A 17846-nucleotide genomic window follows, 5' to 3' on the forward strand; every position below is an offset into this window, starting at 1 on the left:
ACCTGAAACAGCATAACTTAAAGCCAGGCATTTACCTGATCTCCCTGCAAAACGGCGCTGCCACTACCCACCAGAAAATTGTGGTGCAGTAAGCTTGAATAGCCTAGTAATTAAAACAACCCCTTAATAGTATCATCTTCCGGGTTATTGGCTGCGGACTGGATTAAACCAGCCCGCAGTTTTTTTTTATTGGTGGGTGAACATAATTACCAACATGTTGTTTTGAAACCGATTGTTACTTTTTACTGCCAATTCTCTACCGTTTTTATGAGTTACCATATTTTAGAACGCACGCAGTTATTACCAATTTCCCTAACAGAAGCCTGGAAGTTTTTCTCTGCCCCGGGCAATTTGAAGCACATAACTCCCGCCTACATGGGCTTCGAGGTCATTTCCGACTCGGGTTCAGAAACCATGTACCCCGGCCAGATCATTAATTATTATGTAAAACCTCTATTCGGTTTTAAAATGTTCTGGATGACCGAAATTACGCACGTAAAAGACCAGGAATATTTTATCGATGAGCAGCGATTCGGTCCTTATCAATTCTGGCACCATACGCACTTTTTCAGGGAAGTGCCGGGCGGGGTGGAAATGCGTGATCTGGTGCATTATCGTCTACCTTTTGGTCCTTTCGGCAAACTGGCGTATGCGTTATTCGTGAAGAAACAATTACAGGAAATATTCGATTTCAGAAACCAGGTATTGATTGAGCGGTTTGGAAAATTTGCGGAAAAGGGTGAGGCAAACACGTTGCTCAACAAAAAGTAAAACTGGAAATCCAGAAAATAAAAAAGCCGCTCCAAAAAAGGAAGCGGCTTTTTTTGTGATCCCGCTGGGATTCGAACCCAGGACCCATACATTAAAAGTGTATTGCTCTACCAGCTGAGCTACAGAATCATTAAAATTAAGAAATCTGGTAAAAAGATCTTTCTGCTTTTTTTAAGCAGAAAGATCTGATGGTGATCCCGCTGGGATTCGAACCCAGGACCCATACATTAAAAGTGTATTGCTCTACCAGCTGAGCTACAGAATCTTTTCTTAACTTTGAAATTCGAAAGGCGTCTCCCTGAATTGCGATGCAAAACTAATAGCTTAAATTTTAAATGCAAAACTATTTCTACAATTTCTGCTTATTTTTTTTCACAATTTTATTAAGTTTTAGCCAACCTGTTTATTCTCAAAAATTTACGCCACAGCTCCAGGCCGCCGATTCGCTTTATAAAAAAAAGCAATACCTCAAATCGCTGGAGCTTTATCAGGATATTCTGCAAAATGGCGAAGAATATACGCCGCAAATGCTTTTGAAAATGGCTTATATGGAAGAAGCGCTTCATCGGTATGAGCGCTCTATGTATTACTTGAACCTGTATTACAACCGCCACCCAAGCCGAACTGTGCTGCGGAAAATGGAAGAAGTAGCCCAAACGCACGGCCTTACCGGTTACCAATACCGGGATATCGATTTCTTCCGGACTCAGTTCAAGAAATATTATATGAAGATCCTGGAACTGATGCTGATTGTGGCGGTAGCTACGGTTACGATCATGTTTCTGAAACGGCAAAAAGATTTTTTCCGCAAACCAGCATTTCAGATCAGTTTTATGTTTTATCTGGCCTTCCTGTTCTACTACATCAATTTCCTTACTTTTCGCCGGGAAGGAATTACGCAAACGCGCCAGGCTGCATTAATGGCGCAACCTTCGGCGGGGGCCAAATGGCTGGTTAATTTTGCGCCCGGCAACCGCCTGTTTATTACCGGCGAAACCGATATCTGGTACAAAGTAAAATGGAACAATAAAAGTGCTTTTATCCGGAAGAAGAATCTGCAGGTTTTACCCGATTAAGCTGCAGTTTTTAGGGTTAAAAGCATAGCGTTTTTGACCCAAAACTAATTGATCGGGTTAGTAAGAAGCCTAAATATCTTTTGCTTATTTCTGAAAACTCAAACAGAGTTGGCATAAGATGTATTTTGTTAATACATTTGTCTGAAAATCGGCAAACATCAGGCTATGCCTAAACCCTACCTCCTTTTACTAAGAGCGTATTTATTGCTCTTTACTTTTTTCCTGCTAAACCATACCGTTTTTGCGCAATGTCCTGTTGCTAGTAGCTGCACGCCGGGTAACGCACCAACTTCAACATTTCCTTTTGGGATGGGGATTTTTAACGTTTCTGTTGGCAGCGGTGCAAACGGCTTTTCAAATGCTACCACGGGCGGCGCCTCGGCTGGTTACCAGGATTATTCCTGCACGCAAAAAGCTACTGTACTGGAAGGCGTAAGCACCAGCATTTCTGTTACCACCAATCCGAATGCAAATGAAAACGTGCGGGCTTGGCTGGACCTGAACAACAACGGTATTTTCGATCAGACCACGGAACTCATCTTTTCTTCGGTGAATGCGAAAGTGCATACTGGTTCGTTTACCATTCCGGCAAGCGCAGCAGTGGTAAAAAATGCGGTGCTTCGCCTGCGGGTTTCGGCCGATAACTTTTCTTCGGCGTTACCTACCCCCTGCTCTACGCCAGCTTACAGTCAGGTGGAAGATTATGGTATAACGGTAGTGCCGAACACCAATAAACCGGCTGTCGCTTTTTCGGTGAACAACCCGGTTACCTGTTCGCCTACGGTGCAGTTCCAGAATTTAACCCAGAATGGTGCTACATCTTACCTTTGGGAATTTGGCGACGGCACTACTTCCAATGCAGCCAACCCAAGCCATACGTATGCTGCAACCGGAACTTATACCGTAAAACTGAAAGCCTGTAATCTGAATGGCTGCGATTCTTTGACACAGACCAATTTCATTACCTACCACAATACTTCACCAACTATATCCAGTTGTATTCCAACAACTCAAAATTATTGTTGCAATTATGGTATTACGAATGTCAATTTTGGTAATGGATTAATGGTCAATAGCTCTGCCAATGGTTCGGTAGGATATGAAGATTTTACCTGCTCAAAAATTTTTACAGTGTCAGCAGGGAAATCATACCCGATAACCTTAAATACTGGTAATATTCTGCAAGATGTTAGGTTATATATCGATTTAAATAATGACGGAGCATTTACTGGTCCGAATGAGACAATTTTACAACTCTTCAGCCAGGTTAATCCTGTTGCGAATATCATAATGCCAACCACGACTTTTCTGAATGTACCACTACGAATGCGCATCGTCTCCGACATTCCGGGAAGTATGTTTAATAGTTGTAGCGGGATACAATTAGGCCAAGCCGAAGATTATACTATTAAAATTATTGAACCTCCGTTTGCTACATTTAACTATAGCGCTCAGATACTTTGTGATGGGACTGTTTCTTTTTCAGAAAGCTCAATGCGAAACCCAACCAGTTGGTTCTGGAACTTTGGCGATACAGCTTCAGGCCAAATAAATTACTCAACGCTACAGCACCCAACGCATACTTTTTCCAGTGCAGGCATTTATAATGTAACCTTAAAAAGCTGCAATAGCCAAGGCTGCGATTCTATTTCTGCGTTGATAAATGTCGCAAAAAATCAATCTATGAACCTACCGTCGGTTTGTATTCCTGGCATTAATTTTAACAGATCCAAATTCGCAATTTCTAAAGTACAGCTAGGAAACATAATTAATATTACCAGCGACTCCAGCCACACTTACTTCAATTATGCTTGTAATAATTTCACTAATTTAACTTATGGTAGTAATAATCAGGTCAGTATTTTAACCCATCATATAGAACCAATTTTAGTACAGATCTGGATCGATATGAATAATGATGGAGTTTTTAATTGGAGTGAAAATGTATTTATGTCTGCATCCATATACAATCATTATGGCACTTTAGATTTCCAACCAGGCACAAATCCTGTTCGGAATACATATTTGAGAATGAGAGTAAGATCAACAGGCGCTAGTCAAGTGCCTTTTCCTTTAGCGTGTGATAATATAAATGTAGGCGAAACTGAAGATTATGCTGTTATGTTTGTTGATCCTACTGGAATATCTGAAAATGATTTTTCTAATTCGATCAGCATACACCCAAACCCCAGCAACGGCACTTTTTCCCTCGAAATCCCTAGCATTTTTCAAGAACATTTTCAGCTGGAGGTACATAACCTGATCGGGCAGATAGTAGCGGAACGTGAACTTAAAAATGCCGAACCCATCACGCAGATCGATCTCAGTTATTTACCAAAAGGCGTTTACCTGGTCCGGGTTTTTAATCATACAAATTCGGCAGTTAAGAAAGTTGTAATCTACTAAACTCTAACAAAAAAGGTCCTCCATAATTGAAGGACCTTTTTTAATTATAAGCACTTTTTCATCCCGAAAGCCTACCGTTTTCAAACAAAAAACGCTATGCTTTTCACCTCAAAAACTCAAACCTATTTAAACGGCGAATCTTTTTCCTTTTTCATGTGGTTGTAAACCAGCTTATCGGCCAGGCTCGGGAACCAGCGGTTCAGGAAAATGGTAAATTTGCCCTGAAACGTTAAAACCAGGTCGCGTTTGCGATGAATGGTAGCGCGTAAAATATGGTCGGCAACTTCTTCGGCGGTCATCATTTTACCTTCGTCGCGCGGCGATTCGCCTTGCACTTGTCCGTTGGCAGCCAAAGCGGTGTTTCGAATATTGGAAGCCGTAAAACCCGGACAAGCCACCAGCACGTGCACATTTTTTGGCAGCAATTCAGTACGCAACGCTTCCAGGAAACCCTGCATCGCAAACTTAGAAGCCGAATAACCCGTGCGGCCCGGTAAACCCCGGTAACCGGCAATAGAAGAAACCCCGATAATAGAACCTTTAGCCGCCGTAATATAGGGCAAAGCGTATTTAGTAGCGTAAACCGTACCCCAGAAATTAATGTCCATCACCTTGCGGATCACGTCCAGTTCCAGGTCTTCGAATAACGCGCGCATGGAAATACCCGCATTGTTTATCAGAATATCGAGCCGCTGAAAACGGGAAATGGTTTCTGAGATCATGCGTTCCACATCGGTTTCGTTGCTCACATCGCCGGCAACGGCCAGGCATTCAATTTTATTGGCGGACAGTTCGGCGGCTACTTCATTCAGGCGCTGCTGGTCACGACCGGTTATCACTACTTTACAACCAGCTTTGCCAAATGCAAAAGCGCAGGCTTTGCCTATGCCGGAGCTACCACCGGTAATAAGCACAACTTTGTTTTTCATATTTTCTCTAAACGCGAAGAATGCAAAGGTAAGGAGTAACAAGTTTTTTCCGAGTACCTGCTGCCAATCTTTTCGTGATCCGGCTTCAGCCCGAATTTATACCTGAAACGACTCCAAAACACAATAAATACTATTTAAAGCAGAATCTTGGTTTTCAGCGGGTTTTGTGGAAAAATATTTTTGTTACCACAGGCAACGGCCGGACAATTTCGTGCGTCCTGTTTTTGGCGAAAATCTTGTTTTTTTCCGTGAATAAATTTTACTAACCGTTTGCACCAACTACTTTTATAGAGCTGAAGTTATGCAAAAACGGTAGCAAAATGGGCTCAAAAAGTCTGAAATAACACTTTTAGTGCTTTAAAACGCAGGATTACAGGAATTCCTCATTCAGAATTTGCATAAAAAACACAATCTGGATATGGAATTCCAACATTCTTTAACAACTTGCGACCGAATCTTGTATGCTGTACTCTTAATTTACGGAGCTACTGCAGGCTTAAAGTCTATTAAAAAACGAAAAAACTGCCTTACTACTACTATATGAAAAACTCCTTACTAACAAGGATTTCCGTTCTACTGATTATCGGGCTAAGCTTATTCCAGGCAACGGCTTTTGCCCAATGCCCGATAGCCAATACCTGCTCGCCGGCTCCAGGCGCCGCTCCAAGTGCTAACTGGATCTTCGGGATGGGGATTTTTAACGTGAACGTAAACAACGGCGCGATCAATAATGCTACGCAGGGTGCAGCCCAGGGCTACCAGGATTATTCCTGTACCATCGGTACTTCCCTGTTTGCCAGTATGAGTTACCCGATCAGTGTTCAGACCAACCCGAATGCGAACGAAAATGTGAAGGTCTGGATAGATTATAATAACGACGGCAGTTTCCATGCTACCAACGAACTGGCTTTCAGCTCGCTTAATGCAAAACTGCACGCGGGTACTTTTACCATACCGGCCACAGCCGTAACCAATACGCCACTACGCATGCGCGTTTCCGCCGACAACTTTTCGTCAGCAATGCCTACGCCCTGCTCTACGCCCCAATATTCGCAGGTAGAAGATTACCGCATAACTGTAACCGTTAATACCAATGCTCCGGTTGCCGATTTTTCTACTTCAGCCACTACCGTTTGCGCACCAACAGCCTGCTTTACAGATCTGTCGCAGAACGGGCCTACTTCTTGGTTATGGAATTTCGGCGACCCGGCTTCCGGCGCGAATAATACTTCTACGTTGCAGAACCCTTGCCATACATTCTCGGCGCCGGGCACATATACCATTACGCTTACGGCTACCAATTCTGTGGGCGCAGATACCGAAATAAAAACTAACTATGTTACTTATCACACCAATGTGCCGGTAGCAGCTTCCTGCACCCCGAATACCATTAATTACTGCTGCGGTTACGGTATTACCAACGTAAACTTCGGAAATGGCTTAATGACCAACACCTCAGCCAACGGGGCAGCCGGCTACCAGGATTTTACCTGTGCGAAATCGGTTTCGGTAATAGCCGGTAATATTTATCCGTTTGCCTTAACCACGGGCTCAAATCCGCAGGATACCCGCATTTACATAGACCTGAACAACAATGGCAGCTTTGCTGATGCAAACGAAATGGTGGCGCAAGTACTAAACCAGGTGAACCCGACAGGTAATATTACCATTCCCGGCACTACTTTTATGAACACGCCTTTGCGGATGCGCATCGTGTCGGATGAGATCGGCAGTTCTTTCAATAGTTGCAGCGGTATTCAAAGCGGTCAGGCTGAAGATTATACCATTATCATTACGCCTAATCCGAATCCGCCGGTTGCCCAGTTCACCTCCAATTATGCAACCGCCTGCGATACCGTAGTGCAGTTTACCGATCTTTCAAGCAACGCACCTACATCGTGGCTCTGGAATTTCGGCGACCCGGCTTCCGGGGCAAACAATACCTCTACTTTGAAAAACCCGGTGCACATTTACCACAACGCCGGAAATTATACCGTTACATTAACTGCGACCAACAACAACGGCGGCAACAGCATTACGAAAACCAATTACATTTCGGTAGTTAAACCGTGCCTTATTTATTGTCCATCCGGCGGCCACAATAACAATAACGTTCACATTTCCAATGTATCTCTGAGCAACCTGAATAATCCTTCCGGCCAAGCCGTTGGTGGTTATTCCAATTTCACCGCGATGGCTGCCACCTTATTACAAGGCAGTCCGGCCACTTTAAATGTTACGCGGGGCGGCCCTATCTTAAGTTCATCGGTTAGTGCCTGGATCGATTATAACAGGAACGGCTACTTTGAAACTTCCGAGCAGGTAATGTCTGTACCAAGAACAAACGGGGTTGCTACGGCCAGCGTTCTGGTTCCTGCAAGTGCACCGTTAGGTTCAACCCGCATGCGGGTAATGACCTCAACTACTATAAATGCACCAAACAATCCTTGTTTCAGCAATCAGTTCGGCATGGAGGTGGAAGATTATACCATCATTATCCAGACGAACCAACAACCTCCTATCCCGGATTTTACAGTACCCAGCCAGATATCGTGCAGCGGAATCGTAGCTTTCAGCGATAATTCCATTAATATCCCTACATCGTGGTCGTGGAATTTCGGCGATCCGGCTTCCGGGGCAAATAATACTTCTACGTTGCAGAACCCAAGCCATACGTATGCAAGCACTGGTCAGTACACCGTTACCTTAATTTCCTGCAACAGCTTCGGCTGCGATACCATCATTAAAACCAATTTCATTAACTACGACCCTACAAATGCTTTCTGTACAACAGTAGTAATGCCCGCAAACGGCACGGCGCCAAATGCAACTTTATGTGCCGGAACTGTTTATGATCCGGGCGGGCAATTTGGTCAGTATCCGAACAGTGCTGACAGCAAACTGACCATTGCACCAGCCAACGCCGGTACGGTTACGCTTACATTCTCTACCTTCGATCTGGAAAGCGGCTGGGATTTTCTGAGAATTTACGACGGTCCGAATACCAATTCACCGCTCATTGGAGTTTACTCGGGCACTAACCTGCCTAATGGCGGTAGCATTACTTCTACCAGTTCTGCGTTAACGCTGCATTTTACCAGCGATAATGGTGTAGTACGAAATGGTTTTGCGGCTACCTGGAACTGTACTCCGGTTACTACCAAACCGGTTACCAACTTCCGGGCCGACCTTACCAATATTTGTACTGGCAGCGTACCTTTCCAGGATCTATCTACGAACAGCCCTACATCCTGGCTGTGGGATTTCGGAAACGGTACTACTTCTACCCAACAAAACCCAACCGCAACGTACGCTACCACAACACCAGGAACTTATAATGTAACCCTGATTTCCTGCAACAGCTTTGGCTGCGATACGATTGTAAAAACGAATTTTGTGAACATTACGGTGCCATGCTTAACGTATTGTGCATCTAATGGCCACATGAATAATAACCAATGGATTAAAACCGTAAATACCGGCGGCATTAACAATACTACCGGACCTGACGCAGGGGGCTATGGTAATTATACCTATATATCGGGTAATATGATGTTAGCCAGCACCAACCCGGTTACGGTATCTGTTGGCAATACCAACGGTTACTTTCCATACATAGCCATCTGGATAGACCTGAACAAAGATGGTATTTTCCAGACTACAGAAAGAGTTTATAATGATCGCGCCATGAATGTTGGATCAACTGCTATTTCCACCACCGGCACTATTACGATTCCTGGCACTGCTCAGTCTGGTTTTACCCGTATGCGCGTGATCATGAGCCCGAACTTCAACCTTACCAACCCGTGTATCACCAACCAGAATCAGACCGATACGGAAGATTATACGATCAATATCACTCCGAACACGCTTCCTACGGTAGCAGATTTTACCGCCAACCTGAATAACATCTGTACTGGAACGGTGCAATTCAACGATGCTTCTTTGAACGGGGCAACTTCCTGGCAGTGGAATTTCGGGAACGGCAATACTTCCACCCTGCAGAATCCGGTCGCCACGTATTCTACTACAACCCCTGCAAGCTATAACGTAACGCTTATTGCCTGCAAAAACGGCGTTTGCGATACGATCACCAAAAACAACTTCGTAAATATTACTGTGCCTTGCTTAACGTATTGCGCTTCTAACGGCCATAATAACACCAACCAATGGATCAGCAACGTTACTACCGGCACAATCAATAATACCAGCGGACAGGATGCCAATGGTTATGGCAATTACACCTACCTGAATAACAGCATGGTGCTGGGCACAACTACGAACCCAGTTACGGTTACGTTGGGAAGTACAACGGGAGGAAACCGATATGTTGACATCTGGATCGATTTTAATAAGGACGGTATTTTCCAGACTTCGGAAAAGGTTTATAATGCCTTTACCAATAATATATCCGGGGTAAATTCTACTTCAGGTAATATCACGGTGCCGGGCACGGCCCAGACTGGGTTTACCCGCATGCGTGTGATCATGAGCACAAATTTCAACCTGGCAAATGCGTGTATCACGAACTTACCAATGGGCGAAACGGAAGATTATACCATCAATATTCTGCCAAACACATTGCCGGTAGTCGCTAACTTTACCGCCAATCTTAATAACGTTTGCAGCGGAACGGTGCAATTCAATGATGCATCTTTGAACGGGGCAACTTCCTGGCTGTGGGATTTCGGGAACGGTACTACTTCTACCCTGCAAAGTCCGGTCGCTACGTATTCTACCACTACTGCGGGCAGTTATAATGTAATGCTCACGGCCTGCAAAAACGGCGTTTGCAATACCATTACCAAAACCAACTTTGTAAACATTACGGTGCCTTGTTTAACGTATTGCGCATCCAATGGTCACAACAACAGCAATCAGTGGTTAAGCAATGTAACCTTTGGCACTATTAACAATACTACCGGGGCAGATGCCAATGCTTATGGCAATTATACTTACCTGAACACCAACGTGATAAGCGGTACGCCATCTAACCCTATTTCCCTGACTTTGGGCAATAGTACCGGGCCGTTTGGTTATGCCGATATCTGGATCGATTTTAATAAGGACGGCTTCTTCCAGAGCACTGAAAAAGTATTGAATATGCAGTTTAACGGTATGCCATTGGTTGCTAACGGTATAATCAATATTCCATCTACTGCGAGCCTGGGAGTTACCCGCATGCGCATTATCTACAGCCAGACTTTCGGACTTTTCGACCCTTGTGCCTCTAATATGTGGATCGGTGAAACAGAAGATTATGCTATCAATATTCAGCCGAACACCATTCCGCCAATTACAAACTTCAGCGCTGACCAGACAATTACTTGTAACGGAGTGGTTAATTTCACAGATCTTTCTCAGAATAACCCGACTTCCTGGTTGTGGAATTTCGGCGACGGCAATACTTCTACTTTGCAGAACCCAAGCCACACCTATGCAACCCAGGGAACTTATAATGTAACGCTTACCACCCAAAATGCTTATGGCAATAACCCGCACACCAAACCTGGTTACATTACCTATAGCACTACGCATGCTTCCTGCTTCAGCGTGAACATGCCGGTAAATGGCACTACCGTTACCCGAAATACCTGCACGGGCACTATTTATGACGACGGCGGACCATTGAATATGTATTCTAATAATGCCAGCGGCACAGTAGTAATAGCTCCAACTGGCGCAACTTCCGTTTCGCTAACGTTTACCGCCTTCCAGCTGGAATCCTGCTGCGATTATGTTACGATCTACGATGGGCCAAATACCAGTTCACCGGTTATAGGCATGTATAACGGTACTTTCCTGCCGAACAATGGTGCACCGATCGTTTCTACAGGCAATGCGTTAACCGTTCGTTTTACAACCGATGGCAGTGCGGTATTTTCAGGGTTCGCCGCGAACTGGAACTGTACGATCAATACAATGCCGCCAACACCGGATTTCACCGTTTCGCCGCCGATAACCTGCGATGGCCAGGTAACTTTTACCGATGCTTCCAGCAATATACCGACTTCCTGGTTGTGGAATTTCGGCGATGGTAATACTTCTACTTTGCAGAACCCGATCCACACCTATGCGAACCCGGGCACTTACTCAGTTTCGTTAACCGCTGGAAATGCGAACGGTTCGAATATCGTTACTAAAAACGGCCATATTCTTTTTGACCCGAACAACGCTGCCTGCCGCACCATTACCATGCCGACCAACTTTAGCGCTGTAACTACCAGATCTTGTACCGGTGTTTTGTATGACGACGGCGGCCCGAATAATTCCTACTCCAATATGGCAGATGGTATGGTGATTATTGCCCCAACCGGCGCTACAAGCGTTACGCTTACCTTTACGGCCTTCCACCTGGAATCTTGCTGCGATTATGTAATGATCTACGACGGACCGAGCATCACTTCGCCGCTACTGGGTACTTTTAACGGGACAATGTTACCGAATAACGGTTTACCGATAACTTCTTCCGGTGGCGCCCTTACGGTAAGATTCATGACGGATGGCAGCGGCGTGTACCCAGGTTTTGAAGCCAACTGGACCTGCCGCAGCAATGTGGGTATTCCGAAGGAAGGATTTGGTCCGGCAGTTTTCGAAGTTTACCCGAACCCTTCGGCCGGCATGATCAACCTGCGCCTGAACACCGCCGCGTCGGAAGATTTTGACCTGGAAGTTACCAATGTGCTGGGCGAAGTTTTACTCCGCAAAGAAGTAGTGCTTTCGGAAGACAAAGCGAATCCGCTGGATCTGCGCAGCCTAGCCAAAGGCGTTTACTTTATCAAAATTCAGAACAGTAAAACTTCCGGCGTAAGAAGAATTGTGCTGGAATAATAATCCCGATCAGCAGACTGGTTCAGAACTGGTCTGCTGATTTTTTGAACCACTCTTTTATTTACTAACCACATACTTTTTTGCTCCAAAACCATAGCGTTTTCTGGTTACTGCTGATAACAAAACGGTAGGGTTTGAGCCTAAAAAACTCAGAGTACATTTAGTTATTATTAATTTCGATCCGATTCAGACATTAAAAAAGGCTTTCAGGGGCAGGCAACTGAAAGCGGGTTGGATCGCGTCCTGTAATAAACAAGCCCTGCAACGGCAGCTGAAATTTATTCCGGCCGGCCGATTTTACTTAGAACTGCTTTAAACAAACTCGTTAATACCTTCCTATGCGTATTAAAAATTTACTCAAGACGTTATTCCTTCTAATTTTCCTGTTTCAGATGCGGGAACAGGCACAGGCGTCGCACTTATACGGCGGCGAATTTACCTACGAATACCTGGGCCAATTTGGCTCTCAGGCAACCCCCTTCCGGTACCGCATTACCCTGAAGCATTATGTTGGTTCGAGCGGCGCGAGTATTACCGACCCAATGGTATTTAATTATTATAGTTCTAACGGAAATAATTCGGGTTCGCACCTTTTCAATTCATTACCAATTTTTGCAAGCCCGGCTCCGTCTGCACTTCCAAATTTACCATTACCAATTCCGTCGAGTTGCCCTATTCCATTTCCACAGATCAAATTACTAACCTTCGTACATGTTGTAGATCTGCCATTATCTTTTAACGGCTATTATGTAACCGCCGTAGCCAATGCCCGGAACAGCGATATTACCAATATTACTGGTGGAAATATGTCATTATACATGCAGATTCCGCCGCCGTTCTTAGAAAATCCAGGTTCTTCACCGGTTTTCACCGATACAGCTGTGGTAGTAATTTTTGCAGGTGATACAACGAACGTTGTAAACAGTGCATTCGATGCCGATGGAGACCGCTTGATCTATTCTTTTAACCAACCTTATGCTTTTAATGCGGGTTTGTCGACTTTTAATACTCCCCCACAAACTGTAACTTATTTACCTGGCTATAGCTTTGCCCAACCTTTTGGGGTAGGCGGTTATGCCTCTATTAATGCCAGTACCGGTTTAGCAAAATATTATGTGCCCCCTATTCCGGGTAATACCCAGGACCGTAAGTATGTAGTATCTTTTCAGGTGAAGGAATACCGGAATATTCCGGGGGTGGGCGACATTCTGATCGGTTCGAGTATCCGGGATATTCAGCTGGTTGTAAAAGATATACCGCCCAATAATAACCTGAAACCTAATTTCACTTATACCGGTCCTAAAAATATAACCATTACGGAAGGGGCTGCTATTCCGCCAATCCTTTTTACGTTCACCGATCCAAATGTTGGGCAAACCCTGAAAATTACCGCATCCAGCCCGTTGCTTGATGGCCCCGGTAATAAAAATGCCAGCTTCAACGGCGCTACCAGCAACACAACCATAAAAAATGCAGTTAGTGGCACTACGGCAACCTTCAACTTCACTTCCGTTTGCGGCGACGCCAATATTTACCCGCTTAACATTACCGTTCAGGACGAAAACATTTGCCCGCCGCTCAGTAAAACAGAAACCTTCCAGATAGAAGTGTTGCCTTACGAAGGTCCGCAGCAGATTTCCGGCGATACCACCGTTTGCAGCAACAGCACCGAAACCTATAATATCTTGGGCAAAGCTTCCGCCAATTACAACTGGCGGTTATCCGGCGGCGGCAACATTCTGGGCAATAAAAATAACGACTCGATCCGGGTGCAATGGTCAACCGCCGGGCGTTATAAATTAACAGCTATAGAAACCAGTACCGGCAGCTGCACCGATTCCATCAGCTTTTTTGTGAATGTATCGCCAGGAATTGCTTTAACGCTGAACGCTACGGCTACGGCAGTTTGCGTAGGCACCCCGGTAACTTTAACGGCAGCCGGCGGCACCAATTATACCTGGTCCGATGGTACCAATACTTTTGCTGGTTCAACGCTGACGGTTACGCCTACTGCCACCACTACTTATTCGGTTTCCGGTACGGGAATTACGGGTTGCAACGGCGCGAATTCCATTACGATAACCGTAAATCCGCCACCAACGGTAGATGCCGGTACTAACCGCAGTATTTGCCAGGGAAGTGCAGCAACCTTAACCGCAACAGGTGCATCAACTTATTCCTGGACCGACGGAGTAAGTACCTTCACCGGAAACAACATAAATGTAACGCCTTTAACTACCACAACTTACACCGTAACCGGAACCAATTCTTTGAGTGGCTGCTTCAGTACCGATCAGGTTACTATTACGGTGCTTCCGGCTCCGGTAGTGGATGCCGGCGTAAACCAGGCTGTTTGCGCAGGTACGCCTGTTACTTTAAATGCCACCGGTGCTACAACTTATACCTGGACGAACGGAACCAATACTTTTACCGGCTCCAGCATTACCGTTTCACCAACCGCCACCACCACTTATACCGTAACCGGCACCACCAATTCTTGTACTTCCACGGACCAGGTAACAGTAACCGTGAATCCGTTGCCGGTAATTACAGCTTCCAACCGCACCATTTGCGCCGGGCAAGCGACTACCCTTTCGGCGACTGCAACCGGAATCAGCAGCTTTACTTTTACTGATGGCACCAATACTTTTACCGGCAATAACATCAGCGTTTCGCCGGCGGCTACTACAACGTATACCGTAACCGGAACTACTGCTTCGAACTGCAGCGCGAATACCCAGTTAACTGTAACGGTAAATCCACCTCCGGTTGTAGATGCCGGCGCAGACCGCGCAATTTGTCTTGGAACCCCAACTACGCTTACTGCAACTGCAAATGGCCCGATGACTTTCAGCTGGACAGATGGCACCAATACTTTTACTGGCAATAACCCTAGCGTTTCACCGGTGGTAACTACTACATATACCGTTACAGCTACCAACACGTCAACCGGTTGTATCAGCACCGATCAGGTAACCATAACTGTAAATCCGAAACCAACTGCGAACGCAGGCACTAACCAAACAGTTTGTTCCAACGAACCTGCTACTATTGGTTCTCCTGCAGTTGCCGGCATTACGTATTCCTGGACCGGCACCGGTTTATCAAGCACTACCATCGCCAATCCGGTTGTTACTTTGCCAAACACAACAACTGCCCCCATTAACCAAACCTATATTGTAACCGCTACAAATTCTTTTGGTTGTATTGCGAAAGACACGGTGATCGTAACTATTAAACCAATGCCAATTGCCAACGCTGGTTCCGATAAAACGATCTGCTCCGGCACGAATACAACGTTGGGTACAACTGCCAGCGCTGGCTATACTTATTCCTGGTCTCCGGCTACGGGCTTATCCAGCACCAGCGCAGCCAACCCTACTGTTTCGTTAACGAATAATACGGCTTCCCCGATTACCCAGAATTACACCGTTACAACTACTTTAAACGGTTGCGTAACTACCGATCAGGTTACGGTAACGGTTAATCCGGCCATAGTTGTAGATGCTGGAGCTAACCAGGTGATCTGTTCCGGAAATATGGCAACGGTAGGAACGGCGGCGCAACCGGGTTATACTTATAGTTGGGCTCCGAATCCTGGTTTATCGAGCTTAACTGCTGCTATGCCGGTATTTACCGGAACCAATACCACAGGCAGCCCGATCACGGTACTACTTTATGTAACTGCTACGGCCAATAACTGCTCCAAATCAGATTCAGTGCTGGTAACGGTAAATCCTTCGCCGCTGGCGGATGCTATTTCCGGCCCTACCTCAATTTGCCCTGGCTTATCCGGTGTGAAATACAGCATTGTGAATCCGCGGCAAAGCAATTACCAATGGTCAGTTTCCAGCGGTAATGGTACAATTGTTTCCGGTCAGGGAACTACGGAAATTACCGTAAACTGGAATGGCGCTGCTTCGGCTTCGGTATCTGCGCAGGCAGTAAATACACAAGGTTGTACTGGCCCAACATTCAGCTTACCGGTAACTATCAACCCGATCTTAGTAACACCGCAACCGGTTGGTCCAACGTCTATCTGTAAAAACCAGGCGGGCAATGTAATGTACGTAATGCAAAACCCAACCATTGGTTCTAGCTTTACCTGGACCGTAACCGGCGGAACTGTAACGAGTAGCAACGTTAAAGGCGACACCGTTTACATTAACTGGACTTCCGTTGGAGCAAACAGTATTGTGGTGCAGGAATCGAGCACCGGTTCGGCTAATTGCTTCGGTAATTCACCTACATTTGCCGTAACGATCCTGCCTTCACCTAACCCGCTTTTAGCCATTTCCGGCCCTTCGGATATCTGCCTGAATACGGCGGCAAACTTTACAATTTCCGGTGCTGCAAATTCCACTTACGCCTGGACAGTAACGCATAATGGAACTACTACCCCGCTAACCAGCACTTCCGGCACGGTTCCTTTCCAGTCAAATACTTCCGGCTTGCACACGTTAACGGTAATTGAAACGAATGCGAATGGTTGCGTAGGCACTCCGATCACGAAAGTTGTAAACGTAGAACCAACGCCGGTGATATCGCAGATCTTCGGCAATGCAAATGTTTGCCCGGAAAATCTGAATAACCAGCTGTTCTATGTGCAGGGTGGAATAGGCTATACGTATAACTGGCAAGTTTCCGGCGGCACTATGGTAAATGCCGGCTCTACTAACGACAGTATTTATGTAAACTTCGATAACACCGATACCAAACAGATTAAAGTAACGCCTATATCTGCTCTGGGATGCGAAGGCGCACCAGTGTTATTAAATGTTATTCTGGATGCTTCGATAGTTAAACTGAATAATATTTCTACGGGTGCACAGAACGACAAAGTAGTGGAGCTGGATCTGCAAATGCTCCGAAACACTACCGGCAATACCAAATCTATTGAAGTTTACCGCCGCGAAGCCGGAACCACTACTTTCAGCAAAATTCAGACGCTACCCAATACGGCTCTAAGCTTTACCGATAACGGCGCGCAGACCAGCAACAAGGTTTATGAATACCGCCTGGAAAGCCTGAACGAATGCGGAACAGTGCTGAACAGCACCACGCATAAAACCATGATGCTGGAAGTAAAAGCCAACGAAGCCGCTAAAACCGTAACCCTGAACTGGAATGGTTATTACGGTTGGAATGTAAGCGGTTATGAAATTTATGCGCAAGCCGATAACGGAAATTTCTCGTTGCTGCCGACCAAAACCTTAACGGCTAACGATACCTCGGTTACTTTAAGCAATATTTCTTCACTTGGTTTTAACCAGTGCTTCCGCATAAAAGCAAAAAGTGCCGATACGCGGGTTTCATGGTCTAATGTGGCGTGTGTGAATTTTGTGAACGAGCTGAAATTCTACAACATCATTACCCCGAACGATGACAATTATAACGACAAATTCGTGATTGAGAACATTAACCTTTACCCTGGCAACGAACTCAGCATTTTCAACCGTTGGGGCAATGAAGTGTACCGCAAAAAAGATTACGATAACTCCTGGAATGGTAAAGATCTGGCTCCGGGCACTTACTACTTCCTGCTGAAATTGAAAGACGGCCGCAGCTTTAAAAACTGGGTTGAGATTTCGAAATAAAGCTCTGCTCTAAATCCAAACTTCCGAGCCGATCAAAAAAAGCCACCTGTTTTGCAGGTGGCTTTTTTATTTTCATCATCAATTTAAAGTTAAAACTCTCGGAAGCTTCCGCGACTTTTCAGGCTCAAAACCCTACCGTTTTTACAGTTTTATTTCTCTGAAACTTCATTCTGAATACGCTATTGTAAATGTTGGCAGCAGTAATGATTAATGAAGCATAAAGCCTGAATTTCAGG

At 45.4% G+C, this 17846-nt stretch carries 6 protein-coding genes and 2 tRNA genes; 5 read left to right on the top strand and 3 right to left on the bottom strand.

The features are described from left to right. Positions 1–267: 267 nt before the first annotated feature. Positions 268–771, top strand: coding sequence for an SRPBCC family protein (locus ACFPIB_RS14900; RefSeq protein WP_378018264.1), 504 nt, complete (start codon positions 268–270; stop codon positions 769–771). Positions 772–827: 56 nt separating this feature from the next. Here ACFPIB_RS14900 and ACFPIB_RS14905 read toward each other — a convergent pair. Both ACFPIB_RS14905 and ACFPIB_RS14910 read right to left on the bottom strand, forming a co-directional pair. After that, positions 828–900, bottom strand: a tRNA-Lys gene (locus ACFPIB_RS14905). Between the two features lie 60 nt (positions 901–960). After that, positions 961–1036, bottom strand: a tRNA-Lys gene (locus ACFPIB_RS14910). A gap of 70 nt (positions 1037–1106) precedes the next feature. Between ACFPIB_RS14910 and ACFPIB_RS14915 the strand changes: the two genes are divergently transcribed. Next, positions 1107–1847 carry a tetratricopeptide repeat protein gene (locus tag ACFPIB_RS14915; protein WP_378018265.1) on the top strand — a complete coding sequence of 247 codons (741 nt, stop codon included), beginning with the start codon at positions 1107–1109 and terminating at the stop codon, positions 1845–1847. Between the two features lie 165 nt (positions 1848–2012). After that, positions 2013–4253: a GEVED domain-containing protein gene (locus ACFPIB_RS14920; RefSeq protein WP_378018266.1), complete on the top strand. Its 2241-nt coding sequence runs from the start codon at positions 2013–2015 to the stop codon at positions 4251–4253. Positions 4254–4375: 122 nt separating this feature from the next. Here ACFPIB_RS14920 and ACFPIB_RS14925 read toward each other — a convergent pair whose 3' ends face one another. Further along, positions 4376–5182, bottom strand: coding sequence for an SDR family oxidoreductase (locus ACFPIB_RS14925; protein ID WP_378018267.1), 807 nt, complete (start codon positions 5180–5182; stop codon positions 4376–4378). 540 nt (positions 5183–5722) lie between these two features. Here ACFPIB_RS14925 and ACFPIB_RS14930 point away from each other — a divergent pair. After that, positions 5723–12013 carry a PKD domain-containing protein gene (locus tag ACFPIB_RS14930; RefSeq protein ID WP_378018268.1) on the top strand — a complete coding sequence of 2097 codons (6291 nt, stop codon included), beginning with the start codon at positions 5723–5725 and terminating at the stop codon, positions 12011–12013. A 338-nt stretch (positions 12014–12351) separates the two neighbouring features. Beyond that, the gene (locus ACFPIB_RS14935; RefSeq protein ID WP_378018269.1) at positions 12352–17610 is read left to right on the top strand and encodes a T9SS type B sorting domain-containing protein; all 5259 of its coding nucleotides are present in this window, start codon (positions 12352–12354) and stop codon (positions 17608–17610) included. Positions 17611–17846: the final 236 nt, after the last annotated feature.

Origin of the sequence: Adhaeribacter terreus, from assembly GCF_042657365.1 — a bacterium.
GTDB lineage: Bacteria > Bacteroidota > Bacteroidia > Cytophagales > Hymenobacteraceae > Adhaeribacter_A > Adhaeribacter_A terreus.

Bases quoted from the DNA above. Each gene is read 5' to 3' on its own strand.
- ACFPIB_RS14900 (WP_378018264.1), top strand. From the start codon at position 268: ATGAGTTACCATATTTTAGAACGCACGCAGTTATTACCAATTTCCCTA.
- ACFPIB_RS14915 (WP_378018265.1), top strand. From the start codon at position 1,107: ATGCAAAACTATTTCTACAATTTCTGCTTATTTTTTTTCACAATTTTA.
- ACFPIB_RS14920 (WP_378018266.1), top strand. From the start codon at position 2,013: ATGCCTAAACCCTACCTCCTTTTACTAAGAGCGTATTTATTGCTCTTT.
- ACFPIB_RS14925 (WP_378018267.1), bottom strand. From the start codon at position 5,182: ATGAAAAACAAAGTTGTGCTTATTACCGGTGGTAGCTCCGGCATAGGC.
- ACFPIB_RS14930 (WP_378018268.1), top strand. From the start codon at position 5,723: ATGAAAAACTCCTTACTAACAAGGATTTCCGTTCTACTGATTATCGGG.
- ACFPIB_RS14935 (WP_378018269.1), top strand. From the start codon at position 12,352: ATGCGTATTAAAAATTTACTCAAGACGTTATTCCTTCTAATTTTCCTG.